The 20,353-nt window shown below is 56.7% G+C and carries 17 protein-coding genes; 7 read left to right on the top strand and 10 right to left on the bottom strand.

Annotated features, from left to right (window positions below; translation table 11 throughout):
- Positions 1-10: 10 nt before the first annotated feature.
- A complete protein-coding gene (djlA, locus tag E5C26_RS03525; RefSeq protein ID WP_135315080.1) occupies positions 11-832 on the bottom strand; it encodes a co-chaperone DjlA in 822 nt (273 codons plus the stop codon).
- 228 nt (positions 833-1,060) lie between these two features.
- Here djlA and lptD point away from each other — a divergent pair, with 228 nt between their 5' ends.
- The 6 genes from lptD (at position 1,061) to apaH (ending at position 7,831) form a co-directional block, all read left to right on the top strand.
- Positions 1,061-3,433, top strand: a complete 2,373-nt coding sequence (lptD, locus tag E5C26_RS03520) for an LPS assembly protein LptD (protein WP_135315079.1) — start codon at positions 1,061-1,063, stop codon at positions 3,431-3,433.
- A gap of 65 nt (positions 3,434-3,498) precedes the next feature.
- Positions 3,499-4,797, top strand: coding sequence for a peptidylprolyl isomerase SurA (surA, locus tag E5C26_RS03515; protein ID WP_135315078.1), 1,299 nt, complete (start codon positions 3,499-3,501; stop codon positions 4,795-4,797).
- On the top strand, positions 4,784-5,776 hold the full coding sequence (gene pdxA, locus E5C26_RS03510) for a 4-hydroxythreonine-4-phosphate dehydrogenase PdxA (RefSeq protein WP_135315077.1): 993 nt from the start codon (positions 4,784-4,786) through the stop codon (positions 5,774-5,776). Before surA ends, pdxA begins: the two co-directional genes overlap by 14 nt.
- Positions 5,769-6,587, top strand: coding sequence for a 16S rRNA (adenine(1518)-N(6)/adenine(1519)-N(6))-dimethyltransferase RsmA (gene rsmA, locus E5C26_RS03505; protein ID WP_012005175.1), 819 nt, complete (start codon positions 5,769-5,771; stop codon positions 6,585-6,587). Before pdxA ends, rsmA begins: the two co-directional genes overlap by 8 nt.
- A gap of 12 nt (positions 6,588-6,599) precedes the next feature.
- Positions 6,600-6,977 (top strand): Co2+/Mg2+ efflux protein ApaG, encoded by a 378-nt coding sequence (gene apaG, locus E5C26_RS03500; RefSeq protein WP_012005174.1) that lies wholly within the window; start codon positions 6,600-6,602, stop codon positions 6,975-6,977.
- Between the two features lie 2 nt (positions 6,978-6,979).
- Positions 6,980-7,831, top strand: a complete 852-nt coding sequence (gene apaH / locus E5C26_RS03495) for a bis(5'-nucleosyl)-tetraphosphatase (symmetrical) ApaH (RefSeq protein ID WP_135315076.1) — start codon at positions 6,980-6,982, stop codon at positions 7,829-7,831.
- A gap of 39 nt (positions 7,832-7,870) precedes the next feature.
- On the opposite strand, the gene E5C26_RS03490 is transcribed toward apaH, so the two are convergent.
- The 4 genes from E5C26_RS03490 to E5C26_RS03475 form a co-directional block, all read right to left on the bottom strand.
- On the bottom strand, positions 7,871-9,760 hold the full coding sequence (locus E5C26_RS03490; RefSeq protein ID WP_135315075.1) for a PhoX family protein: 1,890 nt from the start codon (positions 9,758-9,760) through the stop codon (positions 7,871-7,873).
- 193 nt (positions 9,761-9,953) lie between these two features.
- Positions 9,954-10,436, bottom strand: a complete 483-nt coding sequence (gene folA / locus E5C26_RS03485; RefSeq protein ID WP_012005171.1) for a type 3 dihydrofolate reductase — start codon at positions 10,434-10,436, stop codon at positions 9,954-9,956.
- Between the two features lie 142 nt (positions 10,437-10,578).
- Positions 10,579-11,043 (bottom strand): threonine/serine exporter, encoded by a 465-nt coding sequence (locus E5C26_RS03480; protein WP_167796602.1) that lies wholly within the window; start codon positions 11,041-11,043, stop codon positions 10,579-10,581.
- Positions 11,040-11,840: a threonine/serine ThrE exporter family protein gene (locus tag E5C26_RS03475; protein ID WP_135315074.1), complete on the bottom strand. Its 801-nt coding sequence runs from the start codon at positions 11,838-11,840 to the stop codon at positions 11,040-11,042. Before E5C26_RS03475 ends, E5C26_RS03480 begins: the two co-directional genes overlap by 4 nt.
- Before the next feature lie 127 nt (positions 11,841-11,967).
- Here E5C26_RS03475 and E5C26_RS03470 point away from each other — a divergent pair, with 127 nt between their 5' ends.
- Complete coding sequence (locus E5C26_RS03470; protein ID WP_135315073.1) at positions 11,968-12,582, top strand: LysE family translocator; 615 nt, start codon at positions 11,968-11,970, stop codon at positions 12,580-12,582.
- Positions 12,583-12,624: 42 nt separating this feature from the next.
- On the opposite strand, the gene kefC is transcribed toward E5C26_RS03470, so the two are convergent.
- From kefC to carA, 5 genes are all read right to left on the bottom strand, one after another.
- Positions 12,625-14,478, bottom strand: coding sequence for a glutathione-regulated potassium-efflux system protein KefC (kefC, locus tag E5C26_RS03465; protein WP_135315072.1), 1,854 nt, complete (start codon positions 14,476-14,478; stop codon positions 12,625-12,627).
- A complete protein-coding gene (gene kefF, locus E5C26_RS03460; protein WP_135315071.1) occupies positions 14,471-15,028 on the bottom strand; it encodes a glutathione-regulated potassium-efflux system oxidoreductase KefF in 558 nt (185 codons plus the stop codon). Before kefF ends, kefC begins: the two co-directional genes overlap by 8 nt.
- A gap of 149 nt (positions 15,029-15,177) precedes the next feature.
- Positions 15,178-15,492: a phage holin family protein gene (locus E5C26_RS03455; protein WP_135315070.1), complete on the bottom strand. Its 315-nt coding sequence runs from the start codon at positions 15,490-15,492 to the stop codon at positions 15,178-15,180.
- Positions 15,493-15,679: 187 nt separating this feature from the next.
- A complete protein-coding gene (carB, locus tag E5C26_RS03450) occupies positions 15,680-18,904 on the bottom strand; it encodes a carbamoyl-phosphate synthase large subunit (protein ID WP_135315069.1) in 3,225 nt (1,074 codons plus the stop codon).
- A 16-nt stretch (positions 18,905-18,920) separates the two neighbouring features.
- Entirely contained in the window at positions 18,921-20,069 is a 1,149-nt protein-coding gene (carA, locus tag E5C26_RS03445; RefSeq protein WP_135315068.1) for a glutamine-hydrolyzing carbamoyl-phosphate synthase small subunit, read from the bottom strand.
- Between the last annotated feature and the right edge of the window lie 284 nt (positions 20,070-20,353).

Genomic DNA, 20,353 nt, shown 5'->3' with positions numbered 1-20,353 from the left:
GAACCCAGACTTACTTGAAGCCTTTCTCACGCTTGATCAGGTCGTACGCTGCCTGAATTTCCTGTGCTTTCTGCTTGGCCATTTCCATCATTTGCGGCGGCAAGCCTTTTGCCACCAACTTATCCGGATGGTGCTCGCTCATCAGCTTGCGGTAAGCGCGCTTGATGGTGGTGGCATCGTCGCTGCTGCTGACACCCAGCACTTTGCAAGCATCCTCCAGCGTCGGCCCACGTTGCGCCTGCTGGAAACCACCGTGCGAGTAACCGCCCTGCTGACCGCCACCAAACTGGCGCCCGCCTTCCATCATGCTGAGGAATTGATCGAACTGCGCACGCGAAATGCCCAGCTCTTCAGCAATCACATACAGCACCTGCCGCTCGTTGGGATGCAGCGAACCGTCGGCGAATGCCGCCTGGATTTGAATTTCCAGAAACATCCGAATCAGGTCAAAACGGCCGAAACAAATGCTGCGGAACTGCTGCAGCGTTTCTCTCAGCGGAAACTGGCTCTGCTTGCCTTCACGAAATGCCTGCTGCGCCGCGGTACGAGCTTCTCCGTGCAGTTGCAGACGATCCATAAACAGGCTGGCGATCTGAATATCCGCCTCGGTAACACGTCCTTTTGATTTGGTCAGGTGACCCATCACCTGAAAAGTGGTGCGGAAAAACAGCGTTTGCCGCGTTTGCTGGCCGGCGAAAAAGCCCCGGCTACGCTTATTACTGCGCGCAGTATCGATCATATGACCGACAATCAGCCCCAAAACTACACCCCAGAATCCCGCGCCAGCCCAAACGGCCACGATGACCCCGAGCAGTTTTCCCCAATACTGCATATACTCCTCAATTATCATGCCGAAAGCCGACTGCTCCCTTCCGTCTTAGGTAAGGGTTAAGGCGATTTTTCTCAGGATTTGGATTATCATACCTGTCATTTATCTTTGCGCCTATCGACGACGCAAGTAAACGGCCGGATTTAACACTAGCGCAACGCAGATGAGTAATATAGTCTCTGACCGTTTGCCGGACATGACGCCTCTGATGACGGAACACCAAAACCGCGTATGAAAAAAAGTTTCCCAACACTGCTGGCCACACTGATTTGGACGGCACTCTACAGCCAGCACGCTCTGGCTGACCTTGCTGAGCAATGCATGCTTGGCGTTCCTGTTTATGATAAACCGCTGGTCAGCGGCGATCCCAACAGCCTGCCTGTCACCATTCACGCCGATGACTCCCGCGCGGACTATCCGAAAAGCGCGCTGTTCACCGGTAACGTGAATATTGAACAAGGCAACAGCACCCTGACCGCCAAACAGGTAGAGCTGAACCAGACGCAAAATCCGGGGCAGACCGATCCGGTGCGCACCGTGACCGCTACCGGTGACGTGCACTACAGCGACAATCAGATCAAACTGAAAGGCCCGAAAGCCTGGTCGAACCTGAACAACAAAGATACCGACGTCTATGAGGGTGACTACCAGATGGTAGGCCGTCAGGGGCGTGGCGATGCCGACAAAATGAAGATGCGCGGCGCCAACCGTTACACCATTTTGGAAAACGGCACCTTTACCTCCTGTCTGCCGGGCGACGACAGCTGGAGCGTGGTCGGTACCGAAGTGATCCACGACCGCGAAGAGCAGGTAGCGGAAATCTGGAACGCCCGCTTTAAAATTGGCGGCGTGCCGGTGTTTTACAGCCCGTACCTGCAATTGCCGGTCGGTGATAAACGCCGCTCCGGCTTCCTGATCCCGAACGCAAAATATGGCAGCAGCAATGGCTTTGAATTTATGCTGCCGTATTACTGGAACATTGCGCCGAACTTCGACGCCACCATCACGCCGCACTACATGTCGCGACGCGGCCTGCAGTTGCAGAACGAATTCCGCTATCTGGTGCAGCCTGGCCTGGGCCTGATGGAGTTCGACTGGTTGCCGAACGACAAGGAATACAGCAAGGATAACCCTGACGACAGCAAACGTTGGTTGTTCTACTGGAACCACAACGGGGTGATGGATCAGGTGTGGCGCTTCAACGTCGACTACACCAAGGTCAGCGATTCCAAATACTTTACCGACCTGGACTCCAAATACGGTTCCACCACCGACGGCTATGCGACGCAGAAATTCAGCCTCGGCTACGCCATTGACAACTGGGACGCGACGTTAAGCTCCAAGCAGTTCCAGATCTACGACGATACCGATCGCAGCCAGTCAGATTCCTACAAAGTTCAGCCACAGCTGGACCTGAACTACTATAAAGACGATCTCGGCCCGTTCGATTTCCACATTTACGGCCAGGCGGCCAAGTTTATCAGCGTCAACCCATACAGCCCGGACGCAACCCGTCTGCATATGGAACCGACGCTGAGCCTGCCGCTGACCAACGGCTGGGGCAGTCTGAACACCGAGGCCAAGCTGCTGGCGACCCACTATCAGCAGGATATTCCTGACGGTTTCAAGGCCAACTACGCCGCGCGAAATCGAGTGACCGAGGCCGATGCACCAAACCTTGAAGACTCGGTGAACCGTGTGCTGCCGCAGTTCAAGGTCGACGGCAAGATGGTGTTCGATCGTCCAATGGACTGGTCAGAAGGTTATACCCAGACCCTCGAACCGCGCATGCAGTACCTGTATGTGCCGTATCGCGACCAGAGCAACATCTACACCTACGACACCACGCTGCTGCAGACCGACTATTCCGGTCTGTTCCGTGACCGTACTTACAGCGGCCTGGATCGCATCGCTTCGCAGAACCGCGTTTCAACCGGTTTGACCACGCGAATTTATGATGACGCGCTGATTGAACGTTTTAACGCTTCCGTGGGTCAAATCTACTACTTCAGCCGTTCCCGTACCGGTGACCAAACCACGGGCTACGATAACAATGATGATACTGGCAGCCTGGCCTGGGCCGGTGACACCTATTGGAAGATTGACGATCGCTGGGGCCTGCGTGGCGGCCTGCAATATGACACGCGCCTCAATAGCGTTTCATTGGGCAACGGTGTACTGGAATACCGCCAGGATTCCGAACGAGTCCTGCAGTTGAACTACCGTTACGCCACGCCGGAGTATATTGAAACGGCACTGAACACCAAACAGGTCCCGGCCTATCAGGACGGTATTTCGCAGGTGGGCGTTACGGGCAGTTGGCCAATCGCCGATCGTTGGGCCGTCGTTGGGGCTTATTACTACGACACCCGTGCCAAGCAGTCCGCCGATCAGTTGCTCGGTGTGAAGTACAACACCTGCTGCTGGGCAGTGACCTTGGGCTATGAGCGTAAGATCACCGACTGGAATGGCAGCAACAATACCAGCGTTTATGACAACAAAGTTTCGTTCAACGTCGAACTGCGTGGCCTGAGCAGCGATCACAGTCTGGGCTCCGCAGAAATGTTGCGTGGCGGCATTCTGCCTTACCAGCGTGCATTTTGATGCTTTGTAACACTTTGAAAACGAGAACTTTAACCCGCATTTGCGGATTACATAATGGGAAATGTATGAAGAACTGGAGAACGCTTATTCTCGGATTGGTGGTTTGTGCCAATACCGCGTTCGCAGCACCCCAAGAAGTGGATAAAGTCGCCGCCGTCGTGGATAACGGCGTGGTCCTTGAGAGCGACGTAAGCACCCTGTTGCAGTCGGTGAAACTCAATGCCCAGCAGGCCGGCCAGCAATTGCCGGATGACAAAACGCTTCGTCACCAGATCCTTGAGCGTCTGATTATGGATAACATCCAGCTACAGATGGCCAAGAAAATGGGGATCAACGTTTCTGACGCCGATCTGGACAAAGCCATCGGCAACATCGCCGCACAGAACAAAATGAGCATCGATCAGATGCGCAGCCGTCTGGCGTATGAAGGCCTGAACTACAACACCTACCGTTCGCAGATCCGCAAGGAAATGCTGATTACTGAAGTGCGTAACAACGAAGTGCGCCGCCGCGTCACTATCCTGCCTCAGGAAGTGGACTCACTGGCCGCTCAGGTTGGCGCTCAGAACGGCAGCGATACCGAAATGAACATCAGCCACATCCTGATCCCGCTGCCGGAAAACCCGTCGCAGGCACAGGTAGACGACGCGGAAGCGCTGGCTAAAAAACTGATGGGTGAAATCAACGGCGGCGCCGACTTCGGCAAGCTGGCGATCTCCTACTCTGCCGACTCTCAGGCGCTGAAAGGCGGCAACATGGGCTGGGGCAAGCTGCAGGAAATCCCGACCCTGTTCGCCGAAAGACTGGTTAACGCCAAAAAAGGCGACGTGGTTGGGCCAATCCGCTCCGGCGTCGGCTTCCACATCCTGAAAGTGAATGACATCCGTGGTGCCAACCAGTCGGTGTCCGTTACCGAGGTTCACGCTCGTCACATTCTGCTGAAACCTTCTGTGGTGCTGACCGACGATCAGGCACGTACCAAGTTGCAAGAGGTGGCCGAGGCCATCAAGAGCGGCCGCGCCAAGTTTGCTGACGAAGCCAAACAGCTTTCTCAAGATCCGGGTTCTGCATTGCAGGGCGGCGATCTGGGCTGGGCTTCTCCAGACATCTACGATCCGGCCTTCCGCGACGCGTTGATGAAACTGAGCAAAGGCGAAGTCAGCCAACCAGTGCACTCTTCCTTCGGCTGGCACCTGATTCAGTTGCTGGATACGCGTCAGGTAGATAAAACCGATGCGGCGCAGAAAGATCGCGCTTACCGCATGCTGTTCAACCGCAAGTTTGCTGAAGAAGCGCAGACCTGGATGCAGGAACAACGTGCTCAGGCTTACGTGAAGATCCTTGACGGTAATGCACAACAATAATCGTATCGTAATCACCCCCGGCGAGCCTGCCGGGGTTGGGCCGGATTTGGTGGCAGCGCTGGCGCAACAGGATTGGCCTGTTGAACTGGTGGTGTGCGCGGATCCGGCCTTGTTGCTTGAACGCGCCCGGCAGTTGAACCTGCCGCTGCAACTGCGCACCTATCAGCCACAGCAGCCGGCTCAGCCGCAGCGTGCGGGTACCTTGACGGTATTACCGGTCGCTACCGCCCATGCGGTGGTGGCGGGTGAGTTGAACGTGGGTAACAGCGCCTACGTGGTGGAAACGCTGGCACGCGCCTGCGACGGTTGCCTGAATGGCGAGTTTGCCGCGCTGATCACCGGCCCGGTGAACAAGGGCGTGATCAACGACGCCGGTGTGCCGTTCATTGGCCATACCGAATTCTTTGCCGATCGCAGCGGTTGCGATCGCGTGGTGATGATGTTGGCGACCGAAGAGCTGCGCGTGGCACTGGCAACCACCCACCTGCCTTTATTGGCGGTGCCTGGCGCTATCACTCAGCAAAGCCTGCATGAAGTCATCCGTATTCTCGACCACGACCTGAAAACCAAATTTGGCCTCGCCCAACCGCAGATCTATGTCTGCGGCTTGAACCCGCATGCCGGGGAAGGCGGCCATATGGGGCGTGAAGAGATAGATACCATCATCCCGGCGCTCGACGCGCTGCGTGCTGAAGGCATCAATCTGATCGGCCCACTGCCGGCAGACACCCTGTTCCAGCCCAAGTATCTGCAACATGCCGATGCGGTGCTGGCGATGTATCACGATCAAGGTCTGCCAGTGCTAAAATACCAAGGGTTCGGCCGGGCGGTAAATATTACCCTCGGTTTGCCTTTTATCCGTACCTCGGTCGACCACGGTACCGCTTTGGAACTGGCCGGCACCGGCACCGCCGATGCAGGCAGCTTCAAAACGGCCTTGAATCTCGCCATTAAAATGATAATTAATTGTAATGAATAATAAAGTCCACCAAGGGCACTTTGCCCGCAAACGCTTTGGACAGAACTTTTTAACCGATCAGTTTGTCATCGATAGCATTGTCTCGGCCATTCACCCGATGCCGGGTGAGGCCGTGGTTGAAATCGGCCCCGGCCTGGGCGCACTGACCGAGCCGGTCGGCGCACGCATGGATCGCATGACGGTGATTGAGCTGGACCGCGATCTGGCGGCCCGCCTGGCAAACCACCCGCAGCTGAAAGACAAACTGACCATTCACCAGCAAGATGCCATGACGGTGAACTTTGCCGAAATGGCCGAGCAGGCTGGCCAGCCGCTGCGCGTGTTTGGTAACCTGCCGTATAACATTTCGACGCCGCTGATGTTCCACCTTTTCAGCTATACTCAGGCCATTCGCGACATGCACTTTATGTTGCAGAAAGAAGTGGTTAACCGCCTGGTTGCCGGCCCGAACAGCAAGGCCTACGGGCGTTTGACCGTAATGGCGCAGTACTACTGCAACGTTATTCCGGTGCTGGAAGTGCCACCGACTTCGTTCACCCCGGCACCGAAAGTGGATTCCGCCGTGGTGCGTCTGGTGCCACACCTGGTGAACCCGAATCCGGTGGGCGACGTGCGCATGCTGAGCCGTATTACCACTCAGGCGTTCAACCAACGCCGGAAAACCGTTCGTAACAGCCTGGGCGACCTGTTCACCCCAGAGCAACTGACGGAGTTGGGTATCGATCCGATACTGAGAGCTGAGAACATTTCTGTGGCGCAATACTGTAAGCTGGCCAACTGGCTTTCAGCCAATCCCGCGCCGCAGCAATAAGGAGTAGAGGTCATGATTGATTCGCCCCGCGTATGTATTCAGGTACAAAGTGTCTATGTGGAATCACAGTCGATACCTGAGGAAGAACGTTACGTCTTCGCTTATACCATCACCATCCGCAATTTGGGGCGTTTCAACGTGCAACTGCTGGGCCGCTACTGGCTGATCACCAACAGCAATGGCCGTCAGACCGAAGTTCAGGGCGAAGGTGTCGTCGGCGAACAGCCGCTCATTCCGCCCGGTGGGGAATTCCAATACACCAGCGGTGCCATTCTTGAAACCCCCTTGGGTACCATGGAAGGCCATTACGAAATGGTTGATCATCAGGGTCAGCCGTTCCAGACCGCTATTCCGGTGTTCCGCTTAGCTATCCCAACGCTGATTCACTAATTATGTCGACATATCTTATCGGCGACGTTCATGGCTGTTTTGATGAACTCAAATCGCTATTGGCTCAGGTCGCTTTCGATCCTCAGCATGACCAGTTGTGGCTGACCGGCGATCTGGTCGCCCGCGGCCCCGGCTCGCTGGATGTACTGCGCTACGTTCGTTCACTCGGGCCGGCGGTACGCATGGTGCTGGGCAACCACGATCTGCACCTGCTGGCGGTGTATGCCGGCATCAGCCGCAACAAACCCAAAGACCGCATTACCCCACTGCTGGAAGCCCCGGATGCTGACGAGCTGATCAACTGGCTGCGTCGTCAACCGGTACTGCAGGTCGATGAACAACTCAAACTGGTGATGGCACATGCCGGTATCACGCCGCAGTGGGACATTGAAACCGCAAAAATTTGCGCCCGTGAGGTGGAAGCGGTTCTGAGCAGTGACAGCTACCCGCTGTTCCTGGACGCCATGTACGGCGATATGCCGAACAACTGGAGCCCGGAATTGAGCGGCCTGTCGCGGTTGCGCTTCAGCACCAATGCTCTGACGCGCATGCGTTACTGCTTCCCGAACGGCCAGCTCGACATGATCTGCAAAGATGCGCCAGGCACGGCGCCTGCCCCGCTGAAACCCTGGTTTGAGTTGCCACGATTGGTCGATGCCGATTACACCATTATCTTTGGTCACTGGGCATCGCTGGAAGGCAAAGGCACACCGGCAGGCGTTATTGGCCTTGATACCGGTTGTTGCTGGGGAGGTGACCTGACCATGTTGCGCTGGGAAGACAAGCAGTACTTTACCCAACCGGCCAATCGCCAAGATCTGCCGGATGGCGTGCACCAACAGGTGGCGTCATAATCAAGCCGGGGCGGTTAACACCGCCCCGCTGTTTTCGTTTTAAGCCCCGATAACGCCACCGTCTTCACGCGTAATCATCAATACTGACGAGCGCGGACGAGGACTATTGTTCGGGAAATGGGAATCCCCTTCTTCCCCCGGGTGCTGCACGTTGACGAACATCGTCTTGTAATCCGGAGTGAAAGTAATACCGGTCAGTTCACACGACTTTGGCCCCACCATAAAGCGACGGATCTCCCCGCTCAGCGGATCGCCCACCAACATCTGGTTATTCCCCTGCCCGGCGTAGTCGCCCTTGTTGCTGTATTTGCCGTCGGTGAGGATCCACAGGCGACCGGACTTATCAAAGCCCAACCCGTCCGGGCTGTTAAAGGTATTGTCTGCCGTGATATTTGGCGTACCGCGGTTCACCCCTTCCGGATGCGCAATCGGGTTGCCGCACAGCGCATAGATATCCCAGGTGAATGACGCTGCCGTAGCATCGCCGCCCTCATCCCAACGGATAATCTGACCGTAGACATTGTTCGGGCGTGGGTTAGCTGCATTCAATGGCATGCCTTCTTCGCCACGCTTGCTGTTGTTGGTCAGTGTGCAGTAGGCGCGGCCATCATGCGGGTTGACCGCGATCCATTCCGGACGGTCCATTTTAGTGGCGCCCACCTGTGCTGCTGCTTTGCGAGCAAAGATCAGCACTTCGGCCTCGTCACGGAAACCGTTTTCCGGCGTCAGGCCATTTTTGCCAAACTCCAGGGCAATCCAGCGCCCGGTGCCCTTCAGTGGCGTACCGGCGGCATCACCGTCAAACTGCGCCACATACAGCGTGCCTTCGTCCAGCAGACTGCGGTTATTGGCCGGGTTCGCCACGTCCACCACGCCTTTGGAAACGTACTTGTAGATGTGTTCACCGCGCTCATCGTCACCCATGTAAACCACCAGGCGACCATCCTTGGCAACGGTTACCGCGGCATTTTCATGTTTGAAACGACCCAGCGCCGTGTGTTTGATTGGCGTCGAGGTCGGATTCATTGGGTCAATTTCAACAATCCAGCCGTGGCGGTTAAATTCATTCGGGTTCTTCGCTACGTCAAAACGCTCGTCGTAATCCGGCCAGTTACGCTCCGGCTCGCTGACTTTCAGCGTATAGCGCTTTTGCTCCGCCGTGGTCTTATAGTCGGCCTGATGGGTGCCGAAGTAGGTATCGAAGTTCTCTTCGCAGGTCAGGTAAGTGCCCCAGGGGGTTTTACCGTTGGCACAGTTGCCGAAGGTGCCCAACACCTTGCGCCCGGTAGGGTCGGCAGCCGTTTGCAGCAATGCATGACCGGCGGCCGGGCCGCTAAACTGCATCTCGGTGTTGGCCGTGATACGGCGGTTATAGCGCGAAGGACGCTCTACTTCCCATCGCTGGCTGTCACCGGCGCGCTTCACTGCCACGATAGAAACACCGTGCGCGGCCTGCGATTTACGCACATCTTCCAGACTGGTGGCTTTGCTGCCGCCATGGGCAAACAGATACTGCTCGTTAACATATTCATTGTTGATGGCCATCACACCGTGATTATCATCAATCGGGAAGAAGCTCATGCCATCGTTATTGTCGCCGAACTGCTTTTCCTGGTCGGCGGCACTGTTGTTGCCCTGCGGGTCAAAAGCGGCTGCGCCCTCTACCAGCGGCTCGCCCCAGGAGATCAACACCTCGGCGCGGTACCCCGGTGCAATCACCACCTCATCGGCCGTTGAGGCCACAATGCCTTTGAAACCCAGCAGCTTGTTCGGCGGTAAATCCTCAGCCAGTGCTTCAGCGGAAACCGTCCAGATGCCACCGCCGAGGAAACCGGCCAGGCCTACGGCTCCGGCACTGCCCAGCAGCAGTTTACGACGGGTGGGATCGGTCAGGCGGTCGGCATCTAATTGCTCAATTTTGCTCGTCATTGCTTTGCTTCCTTTTTTAAATGGCGCCGCAGTCAAGATTCACCAGAGTTGCCGGGCGCTCAGAGTTGGGCTTCATACTAATCAGGAAGTGTGACGAAAATGTTACAATTAGAAGCGGACGGAGGTTTACCGCAGAAACAACAAAGGGCGCAATCTCTTGCGCCCTCAGTAAGATACAACTAACACCCGGCAATCAGCGGTGTTCTAAAATCTCGAAGCAATAGCTGTGAGAATTCACTTCGTCAGCATCGTGGAACTCGCTGAACGAAGTTTCCCATTCATCCGGTTCATAGTCCGGGAAATGGGCGTCGCCACCAACTTCGGCATCGATATGCGTCAGATACATGCGATTGGCGCGCGCCAGGAACTGGCTGTAGATACGCCCACCACCAATCACCATCACTTCTTCCACATCACCAGCAGCGGCCAGCGCTTCGTCGATTGACGTGGCCCAGGTCACCCCGGCATCGGTGCCGGCGCGGCTGCTTAAAACGATGTTATGACGGCCCGGCAACGGACGACCAATGGACTCGAAAGTTTTACGGCCCATAATCACCGGTTTATTCAGCGTGTTACGTTTAAACCACGCTAAGTCCGCCGGCAGGTGCCACGGCATGGCGTTTTCCATGCCAATAACGCGATCCGCCGCCAAGGCAGCGATCAGGCTGATAATCATTGTTAAACCCTGTGTAGGCAGCAAAATTGCTCACACTATACGTAAAGCCCCAACTGCCGTCGATAGGCTAATCAAGCAATATGAATATATAAGATAGCTCTTATCAGTATATCTAATACTCAATTTTGCCGGCGGGTCACGCTTAAACGCCAGGGCGTTTCCGGTACAGCCACAGCCCGGGTAACGACAACCCGATCGATAACGCGCCGACGATAAAACAGGCCTTGAGGAAGTTGCTCATCAGGGTGGCCATCAGCGCCTCGCTGTACCCCAAATGCGAGATTTCCACCACCGAGATCATCGCAGTATAGGCCGGGATCCCTGGGAACATCGGGATCACCGCCGCCACGGTAAACACCTTCGGGTGTGCCAGCAGCCAGCGCGACCAGTAAATGCCGATCATGCCGATCAAAATCGCCGCCAAGAACGTGGCCCATTCGATGTTCATTCCTGCGTGCATCAGCAGCATGCGTGAACCGTGGCCTATTGCGCCAAGCAGCGCACAATAGCGCAGTGCGCGCACCGGCACGTTGAATACCATGGCAAAACCCAGCGCCGGTACCGCCGCCAGCAGCATGTCCTGTAGCAAAGTCCAAAGCAGATTCATGACCAGCCCCGCAGATCCCACAGCGACATTGCCATCACCACGCCAATGCAGGTCGCCAGCGTCAGCAGACTGGCCATCGCCCAACGCGCCAGCCCGGTATTAATGTGACCTTTGAACATGTCCGCCACTGCGTTAATCAGCGGGAACCCCGGCACCAGCAGCAACACGCTGGCCGCCATCGCCACCGTGGAGGTTTGGCTGAACACCGGCAGCCGTAGCAACAGACCGGAAACCGAGGTGGCGACAAACGCCGTCAGGCAAAAATTGATCAGCGGATTCATGTGACGGGCGGTCAGCATTTGACGCACCGACATGGCCAGGCCGCTGGCGATAAAGGTTACGGCGAACGCTTTTTGATCGCCACCGTTGAGCACGCTGAAACAGCCGCAGGACAGCGCGACCATCAGCACCACCAGCCAGCGTGGATAGCGTAACGGCCGGATTTTCTGCAGGCGACGGGCCACGTCGTGTGCGTCCGCCAACCGGTGTTCCGCCAAAATAACGATATGCTGCACCTCGGTCACCATCTGCATATTGATGCCGCGATCGACGTTCTTGCGCGTGGTGGTCAGGCATTCACCGTGACTGAGGGTAGTCAACACCACCGCGTTGGCCGATATCGAACTTTCCACGCTGTCCATGCCTAACGCCAGCCCCAGCCGGGTCGACAACTGCTCCACCACCATGCTTTCCGCCCCGTGCTGTAACAACAGCAAGGCGCATTGAATACACAGGCGGGTGATTTCACGCTGTTGCCGCTGCGGCGGCGGCAGGTCCGTGGTGGTCGGCTGCTGCATGGGGGCCTCTGGCTCAACAAAATAACGTTTATCTTATTGCCAAACATTACCTCATTTGGTTGATGCGCATCAGGAGAAGCGGCGTTATTATCAGCGCAATGAGGCCTTTTGTGCAGAGAGTCAAATCATGCTTGAAACTTCGCTGTTCGTTGCCGGTATTGCCACCCTGGGGATGCTGTCGCCCGGCCCGGATTTTTTCATGGTGATCAAGAATGCCGCCCGTTATCCGCGGTTGGCTGCCATGATGACCGCTTTCGGCGTGATCTGCGGCGTCGCGACCCATATGTCTTACTGCGTTGCCGGGCTGGCGGTGGTGATCACCACCACGCCATGGCTGTTCAACGTGCTGAAATACGCCGGTGCGGCCTATCTGGTCTGGATTGGTATTCAGGCGCTGTTGTCACGCGGCGGCGGCAAAATGAACGTCAGCAATTTACCGCAGCAGCAGGTGAGCCTGAGAAGTGCCTTTGTGCAGGGCTATCTGTGTAATCTGCTCAATCCGAAGGCCACGCTGTTCTTCCTGGCGGTATTCACTCAGGTATTGCAGATCGACTCTGGATTGGGTGAAAAGCTGTGGTACGCGGGGATTATCCTTGGTCTGTCCGTCCTGTGGTGGCCAGCGCTGGTGTTCCTGATCCAAAGTGGCCCGGTACGTCGCGGGCTGGAAAAGACCCAGAAGATAATTGATAAATTATTGGGCGGGATGTTGATTGCCCTGGGTATCAAGGTCGCACTGAGCTAACTCTGCCTTGTGGGGCGCAGCACCGCGCTGCGCCCACCGGGTTTATCCCTTGGCTTCCACTACCTCATCCTCTGGGGCCTTGCCGTCAATACTGCCCCGCCAGCCGCTCTGCTGAACCCGTGCCAGCCGATTCTGATCCTGCTCGATAGCCGCACTGAGCATCTCTTTAGTGCGTTGCAAACTGGCCAGACGGAATTCGGTATCCTGGTAATTATCCACCGTCTCCTCGAGCATTTTCAGGTTGTAGCGCCGGAAGGTATCGGCTTTTTCGCGCGCCTCGTAGGCATCCAGCCCCAACAGTTCCAGCGTTTCACGGCCAACGCGCAACGAGCTTTCAAAGGTTTCACGCTCCGGTTTTTCCACCCCTAATTGACGCAACTGATACCAGTGATCGACGTCACGAGCTCGCGCCACCACCTTCAGGTGCGGGAAGTGCCGCTTGGCCAGTTCGGTCAATTGCAGATTGGCCTCTACATCATCGATGGCATTGATCAACACCTTGGCATGCTGGGCGCCTGCGGCCTCAAGCAGATCGGCGCGGGTGGCATCACCATAAAACACCTTGGCATCGAATTTGCGCAGCGTTTCAATATGGTCCGGGTCGTGATCCAACACCACGGTATGGACACCATTGGCCAACAGCAAACGGCCGGCGATCTGGCCAAAGCGACCAAAGCCGGCAATGATGACGCTGGCATTCTCATCATCAATTTCATCCGCCGGTCGTTCATCTTTCGGCGCGTTTTTCTCAATCCTTGCCGCCACCACCAGCAACAACGGCGTCACCGCCATCGACAAGGCTACCGCCAGCGTCAAGGATTTTGCCCACTCCGGCGGCAACACCCCGGCCAGCTGAGCGGCCCCAAAAATCACAAAGGCAAACTCACTGCCCTGACCTAACAAAATGGCGAACATGCCGCGCTGACGCTTCGGCACGCCAAGCCAGGGAGCAATCAGCCACAATAGCGCCGCCTTGATCAGCATAAAGCCCAGCAGCAGTGAGGCAATCAACAACGGATGGTGGAACAGGGTGCCGAAGTCGATCGACATACCCACACCGATAAAGAACAGCCCGAGCAACAGGCCCTTGAACGGCTGAATATCACTTTCCAACGCATGACGGTATTCAGAACTCGCCAACATCACCCCGGCAAGGAAGGCCCCCATCGCCATCGACAGCCCGGCCATTTCCAGCAGGATGCCAAAACCGAACACCAGGAACAGCGCCACGGCGCTAAAGACTTCACGCATGCCGGAGCGGGCGACAAAGTGCAGCAGCGGCCGGGTCACATAGCGGCCGAGCAACACCACCGTGACCAAGGCACCCACCACCTTCGCCGCCGACAGGGCAAAGGTCGCCAGGGTGGTGACAGCACCGCTGCTGGCCATCAATGGGATCATCGCGACCAGCGGGATCGCCGCAATATCCTGGAATAACAGGGCGGCAAAGGCGCTGCGACCAATCGGTGACGGCGTCAGGTTACGTTCGCTCATGGCCTGCATGGCTATCGCCGTAGAGGACAATGCCAGCGTCAGGCCAATCAGCAACGCCACCTTCCAGTCCAGCCCAAGGAAATAACAAAAGGCGCTGAGTGCCAGCCCACAAGCGGCCATCTGGATAATACCGCCGCCAAATACCGAAGCACGCAGTGTCCACAGCCGCTTCGGATCCAGCTCCAGCCCGATGATAAACAGCATCAGCACCACGCCAATCTCGGCAAAGGTGAGGATTGACTCGGCATCGGAGACCAGCTTCAACCCCCAGGGGCCGATAATACAGCCGGCGATCAGATAACCCAGTACCGATCCCAACCCAAGCCGTACCGCTATCGGCACGAACAGCGCGGCCGATCCCAGATAGATCAGCCCCTCAATCATCATATGGTGATTATCCATGCTCGACTCCCTGCTCCGCCGGTTCACTGTGTTCCATCAGGTAGTCCACCAGCCGCCGCCGGTAGGCCTCGCCGGCGGCAATCAGCGCCGGTTCATTGCAGGTAAAGGTGTTATGCACGGCAAAATAGGGTTGCCAGTTCATCCCGCAATACAGCGCCGTGGCCTGCAGCGGTTGCCCCAGCGCGGCAAAGTTGGGGTAATCGCCCAGTTCGAAATGGTGCTCGTCACCCCCGCTGGTTACCGCCCACAAGACATCTTTGCCCACCAGCGCTTCGCCTTCATGGCCGTAAGCCCAGCCGTGCTCCAGTACCTTGTCGATCCACAGTTTCAGCAACGGCGGCTGGCTGTACCACTGCATCGGATGTTGCAGCACCACCAGGTCGGCACGTTCCAGCGCTTGCTGCTCGGCGTTGATATCAATATTGAAATCGGGATACAGCTCATACAGCGAACGGACCTCCACCTCGGGAAGATCCTTGACCGCCTGTAACAGACGATGGTTGGCATGGGAATGCCGGGGATAAGGATGGGCGTAAATTATCAGGATCATGGTTGTCGTCGTTCCTTCGTTCCTTGCCAATATATCAAGCATATACCAATCACACAGAGTGACAGTTTGCTGAATGATTGATAGCGGAAATTTTTAACGCGAGACAACAAATTGGCTGAAGGAGTGGCGGATCCCCCTTCAACCTCCCCTCATTGATTCCCTCCGGCATTCTGCCCAAAGAAGCGCCGCCACAGGTAGCTCAACGCCGTTGAGCCCAATGTGCCGAACAACCCGGCAATGGCAAAAGTCATATAGCGGCTCGCATTGCTTTCAAAGCTGAGCAGCCCCCCGAGCAAACCGGTAAAGCTGGAGATGATGACCTGGCTGATCACCCCCATCCAGCTCCATTTATGCGGTTGGCCCTGCGTATCCATTAGGTATCTCACCAATCCTCCCCATGCGGAAAAACAGCCAATAATCAGCCAGGTAAAAACCTGAGTGTCTACGGGTGTTTTAGTTAACATCTTTATCTCCTTATCTGCTTCAGTGGCAGGGAATGAGATCATACTGCGCCAGTGCTGTCCGGCCAGCGGCATCGACTGTGCGGGCAATGACACAATAGTAGTCAGGAATAGAACGATATTTATCGGAGGGGTTTACCAGGCAAAAAAAGAGCCCTGCATGCAGGGCTCAGACTGTGTGATGCTGAAATTACTTGGCGATGCGTGCGTGCATCTCCTGCACCGAAGTCACCTGTTCGGTCGGGTCAGCCTTCAGCGCCATCGCGGTGGCGAAGCCGCCGTTCAGGGTAGTATCGTAATGCACCTTGTACTGCAGTGCGCTACGGCGAATCAGTTTGGAGTCCTCAATCGCCTGACGACCGGCCGTGGTGTTAACGATGTAGGTGTACTCGCCATTCTTGATACGGTCCTGAATGTGCGGACGACCCTCATGCACCTTGTTGACCAGGCGCGGGTTAATCCCCGCTTCGCCCAGTACCACGGCAGTGCCGTGGGTGGCATCCAGTTCAAAGCCCTGTTTCAGCAGGCTTGCCGCCAGATCCACCACCCGGGCTTTATCGCCTTCACGCACCGACAGCAGTGCACGGCCCTGTTTCTTCATACCTGACTGGCTGCCGAGCATCGCCTTGGAGAAGGCTTCCGCGAAGGTGCGGCCAACGCCCATCACTTCCCCGGTAGAGCGCATTTCCGGCCCTAAAATCGGGTCGACGCCCGGGAACTTGTTGAACGGCAACACCACTTCTTTCACCGAGTAGTAAGGCGGGATAACTTCTTCCGTTACGCCCTGCTCGGCCAGCGTTTTGCCTGCCATCACGCGTGCCGCCACCTTGGCCAGCTGTACACCGGTCGCCTTGGAGACGAATGGCACAGTACGCGCGGCACGTGGGTTGACTTCAATCAGGTAAACTTCGTTGTTCTTCACCGCAAACTGCACGTTCATCAGACCACGAACCTGCAGCTCGAATGCCAGTTTCTCAACCTGCTGGCGCATCACGTCCTGAATCTCTTTGCTCAGGGTGTAGGCTGGCAGTGAGCAAGCGGAGTCACCAGAGTGCACGCCCGCCTGTTCGATGTGTTCCATGATGCCGCCAATCAGCACCCGCTCGCCGTCGCAAATCGCGTCGACGTCGACTTCTACCGCGTCATCCAGGAAGCGGTCCAGCAGCACTGGCGCGTCGTTAGAAACGCTAACCGCGTTCTGGAAGTAACGGCGCAGGTCGATATCGTCATAGACGATTTCCATCGCGCGGCCGCCCAGTACGTAGGAAGGGCGAACCACCAGCGGGTAGCCGATACCGGCTGCCTTTTCTACCGCCTGTTCGATGGTGGCAACGGTGGCGTTAGCAGGCTGTTTCAGGCCCAGACGCTGTACCGCCTGTTGGAAACGCTCACGGTCTTCGGCGCGGTCAATCGCATCCGGGCTGGTCCCGATAATCGGCACGCCTGCGGCTTCCAGCTCACGCGCCAGCTTCAGCGGGGTCTGGCCGCCGTACTGTACAATCACGCCTTTCGGCTTCTCGATACGCACAATTTCCAGCACGTCTTCCAGCGTGACCGGCTCGAAGTACAGACGGTCAGACGTGTCGTAGTCGGTAGACACGGTTTCCGGGTTACAGTTGACCATAATGGTCTCGTAACCGTCTTCGCGCAGCGCCAGCGAGGCGTGTACGCAGCAGTAGTCGAACTCAATGCCCTGGCCGATACGGTTCGGACCGCCGCCCAGTACCATGATTTTTGGACGGTCATTGGTCGGATTGGACTCGCACTCTTCTTCATAGGTGGAGTACATGTAAGCGGTGTCGGTGGCGAATTCCGCCGCGCAAGTATCCACACGCTTGTAAACCGGGTGCAGGCCATAACCGTGGCGCAGTTTGCGGATTTCGCTTTCGGCAACGCCGGCCAGGGTGGCCAGACGCGCATCGGCGAAGCCTTTACGCTTCAGGGTACGCAGGAACTCTTGCGTCAGACCGTTGATGCCGGTTTCGGCGACCTGCTCTTCCAGACGCACCAGCTCTTCAATCTGCACCAGGAACCAGCGGTCGACGTTGGTCAGGTTGAATACGCCGTCCACCGACAGACCGGCGCGGAAGGCGTCGGCGATGTACCAGATGCGGTCAGAGCCGGCATCTTTCAGTTCACGGCGGATTTTGGTCAGCGCTTCCGGGTCGTCCAGGCTCACTTTAGGGTCAAAGCCGGTCGCGCCCACTTCCAGGCCGCGCAGCGCTTTTTGCAGCGACTCTTGCTGGGTGCGGCCAATCGCCATCACTTCGCCGACGGATTTCATTTGGGTAGTCAGACGGTCGTTGGCACCGGCAAATTTCTCGAAGTTGAAACGAGGAATTTTGGTTACCACGTAGTCGATGGACGGTTCAAACGAGGCCGGGGTACGGCCACCGGTGATGTCGTTCATCAGTTCGTCGAGGGTATAGCCCACCGCCAGTTTGGCGGCGATTTTGGCAATCGGGAAGCCGGTGGCTTTCGATGCCAGCGCCGAAGAACGGGACACACGCGGGTTCATTTCGATGACGATCAGGCGGCCGGTTTTCGGGTTAACCGAGAACTGCACGTTAGAGCCGCCGGTTTCCACGCCGATTTCACGCAGCACCGCCATCGAGGCGTTACGCATGATTTGGTATTCTTTGTCGGTCAGGGTCTGCGCCGGGGCCACGGTGATGGAGTCACCGGTATGGATGCCCATGGCGTCGAAGTTTTCAATCGAGCAGACGATGATGCAGTTATCATTCTTATCGCGCACCACCTCCATCTCGTACTCTTTCCAGCCGATCAGCGACTCGTCAATCAGCAGCTCTTTGGTTGGTGACAGATCCAGGCCGCGTTCGCAGATCTCTTCGAACTCTTCGCGGTTATAGGCGATACCGCCGCCGCTGCCGCCCATGGTAAAGGAAGGACGGATGATGCACGGGAAGCCAACGTCAGCGGCAACCGCCAGCGCTTCTTCCATATTGTGCGCGATGCCGGAGCGCGCAGTGTCCAGGCCGATTTTCTTCATTGCCACGTCGAAACGGCGACGGTCTTCGGCTTTATCGATCGCGTCGGCAGTAGCGCCAATCATGGTTACGCCAAACTCGGCCAGCACGCCCTGACGTTCCAGCTCCAGTGCACAGTTCAGTGCGGTCTGGCCGCCCATGGTCGGCAGCACGGCATCCGGACGCTCTTTTTCGATGATTTTGCGCACCACTTTCCAGTGAATCGGCTCGATGTAGGTCGCATCGGCCATTTCCGGGTCAGTCATGATGGTGGCCGGGTTGGAGTTCACCAAAATAACGCGGTAACCCTCTTCGCGCAGCGCTTTACACGCCTGAGCACCCGAGTAGTCGAACTCACACGCCTGGCCGATAACAATCGGGCCAGCGCCGAGGATCAGGATGCTTTTTATGTCTGTACGTTTTGGCATTTTTTACTGCTCCTGATTATTTGGCGTTAGAACGGTAAGTCTCGATCAGCTCGATAAAGTGATCGAACAGCGGCGCGGCATCGTGTGGGCCCGGGCTGGCTTCAGGGTGGCCCTGGAAGCTGAATGCCGCTTTATCGGTGCGGTGAATACCCTGCACCGTGTGGTCGAACAAGGATTTATGCGTTACGCGCAGTTCCGGCGGCAGGTTATTTTCATCCACGGCAAAACCATGGTTCTGCGCGGTGATCATGACGCAGTCTTTATCCAGGTCTTTTACCGGGTGGTTGCCGCCGTGGTGGCCGAGCTTCATCTTCACGGTTTTCGCGCCGCTGGCCAGTGCCAGCAACTGGTGGCCGAGGCAGATGCCAAATACCGGAATGTTGGTTTCCAGGAACTGCTTGATGGCGGTGATGGCGTAATCACAAGGCTCCGGGTCGCCCGGGCCGTTGGACAGGAAAATGCCGTCCGGATTCATCTTCAACACTTCATCTGCCGGGGTCTGCGCCGGCACTACCGTCAGGCGGCAGCCGCGATCCACCAGCATGCGCAGGATGTTGCGCTTGGCGCCGAAGTCGTAAGCCACCACGTGGAACGGCAGCTCGGAGGCCGCTTTGGCTTCCGGCAGTTCACCTTCCAGCGTCCAGCTGCCTTGCTGCCAGCTGTAAGCTTCCTGGGTGGTCACTTCTTTCGCCAGATCCATGCCTTTCAGGCCCGGGAAACCTTTGGCCTTGGCCAAGGCCAGGGCAGCATCCGGGGTATCGGCAGCAATGATGCAGCCGTTCTGTGCACCCTTCTCACGCAGCAGACGGGTCAGCTTGCGGGTATCAATATCGGCGATCGCCACGATGTTATGACGCTTCAGGTAGTCAGACAGGCCTTCTTCGTTGCGGTAGTTGCTGGCAATCAGTGGGAGGTCGCGAATGACGAGGCCTTGGGCGTGTACTGCGGAGGATTCTTCGTCAGCAGCATTGGTGCCGACATTGCCGATATGAGGATAAGTAAGAGTAACGATCTGGCGGGAGTAGGAAGGATCAGTGAGGATTTCTTGATAACCGGTCATCGACGTATTGAAGACCACTTCCCCCACTGCCGTACCCTCTGCCCCGATGGCCCGACCGTGGAATTGGGTTCCGTCTTCGAGAACCAATAGCGCTGACTTAATCAAAACACCCTCCAAGGAATAATCAATCACAATATTTGCATATTAATTCAGATATCGCGATCTAAATCAATGCAAAAACCGCCCTCAAGGTCAATTTTTGGCAAATTGGGCGCATTCTAATGATGAGAGCTCCGCTTGTCTACCCAAAGCGCCATTTTTTCTCTTATTTTTGCACTTCTCGACGTTTAATAGGGTTAGCAGCCATAAAAACACCGCTAAACTCGGGCTGGTAAACGGTTGCGGCGGCGAATGACCCAAAAGCGCAGTTATGAAGACCAAATCCTGGG

It is taken from the genome of Serratia proteamaculans (assembly GCF_004684015.1).
GTDB classification, from domain to species: Bacteria; Pseudomonadota; Gammaproteobacteria; order Enterobacterales; family Enterobacteriaceae; genus Serratia; species Serratia proteamaculans_F.
Note: the sequence above shows the minus strand (reverse complement) of the source record. Positions and strands in the feature narration are given on the sequence as shown.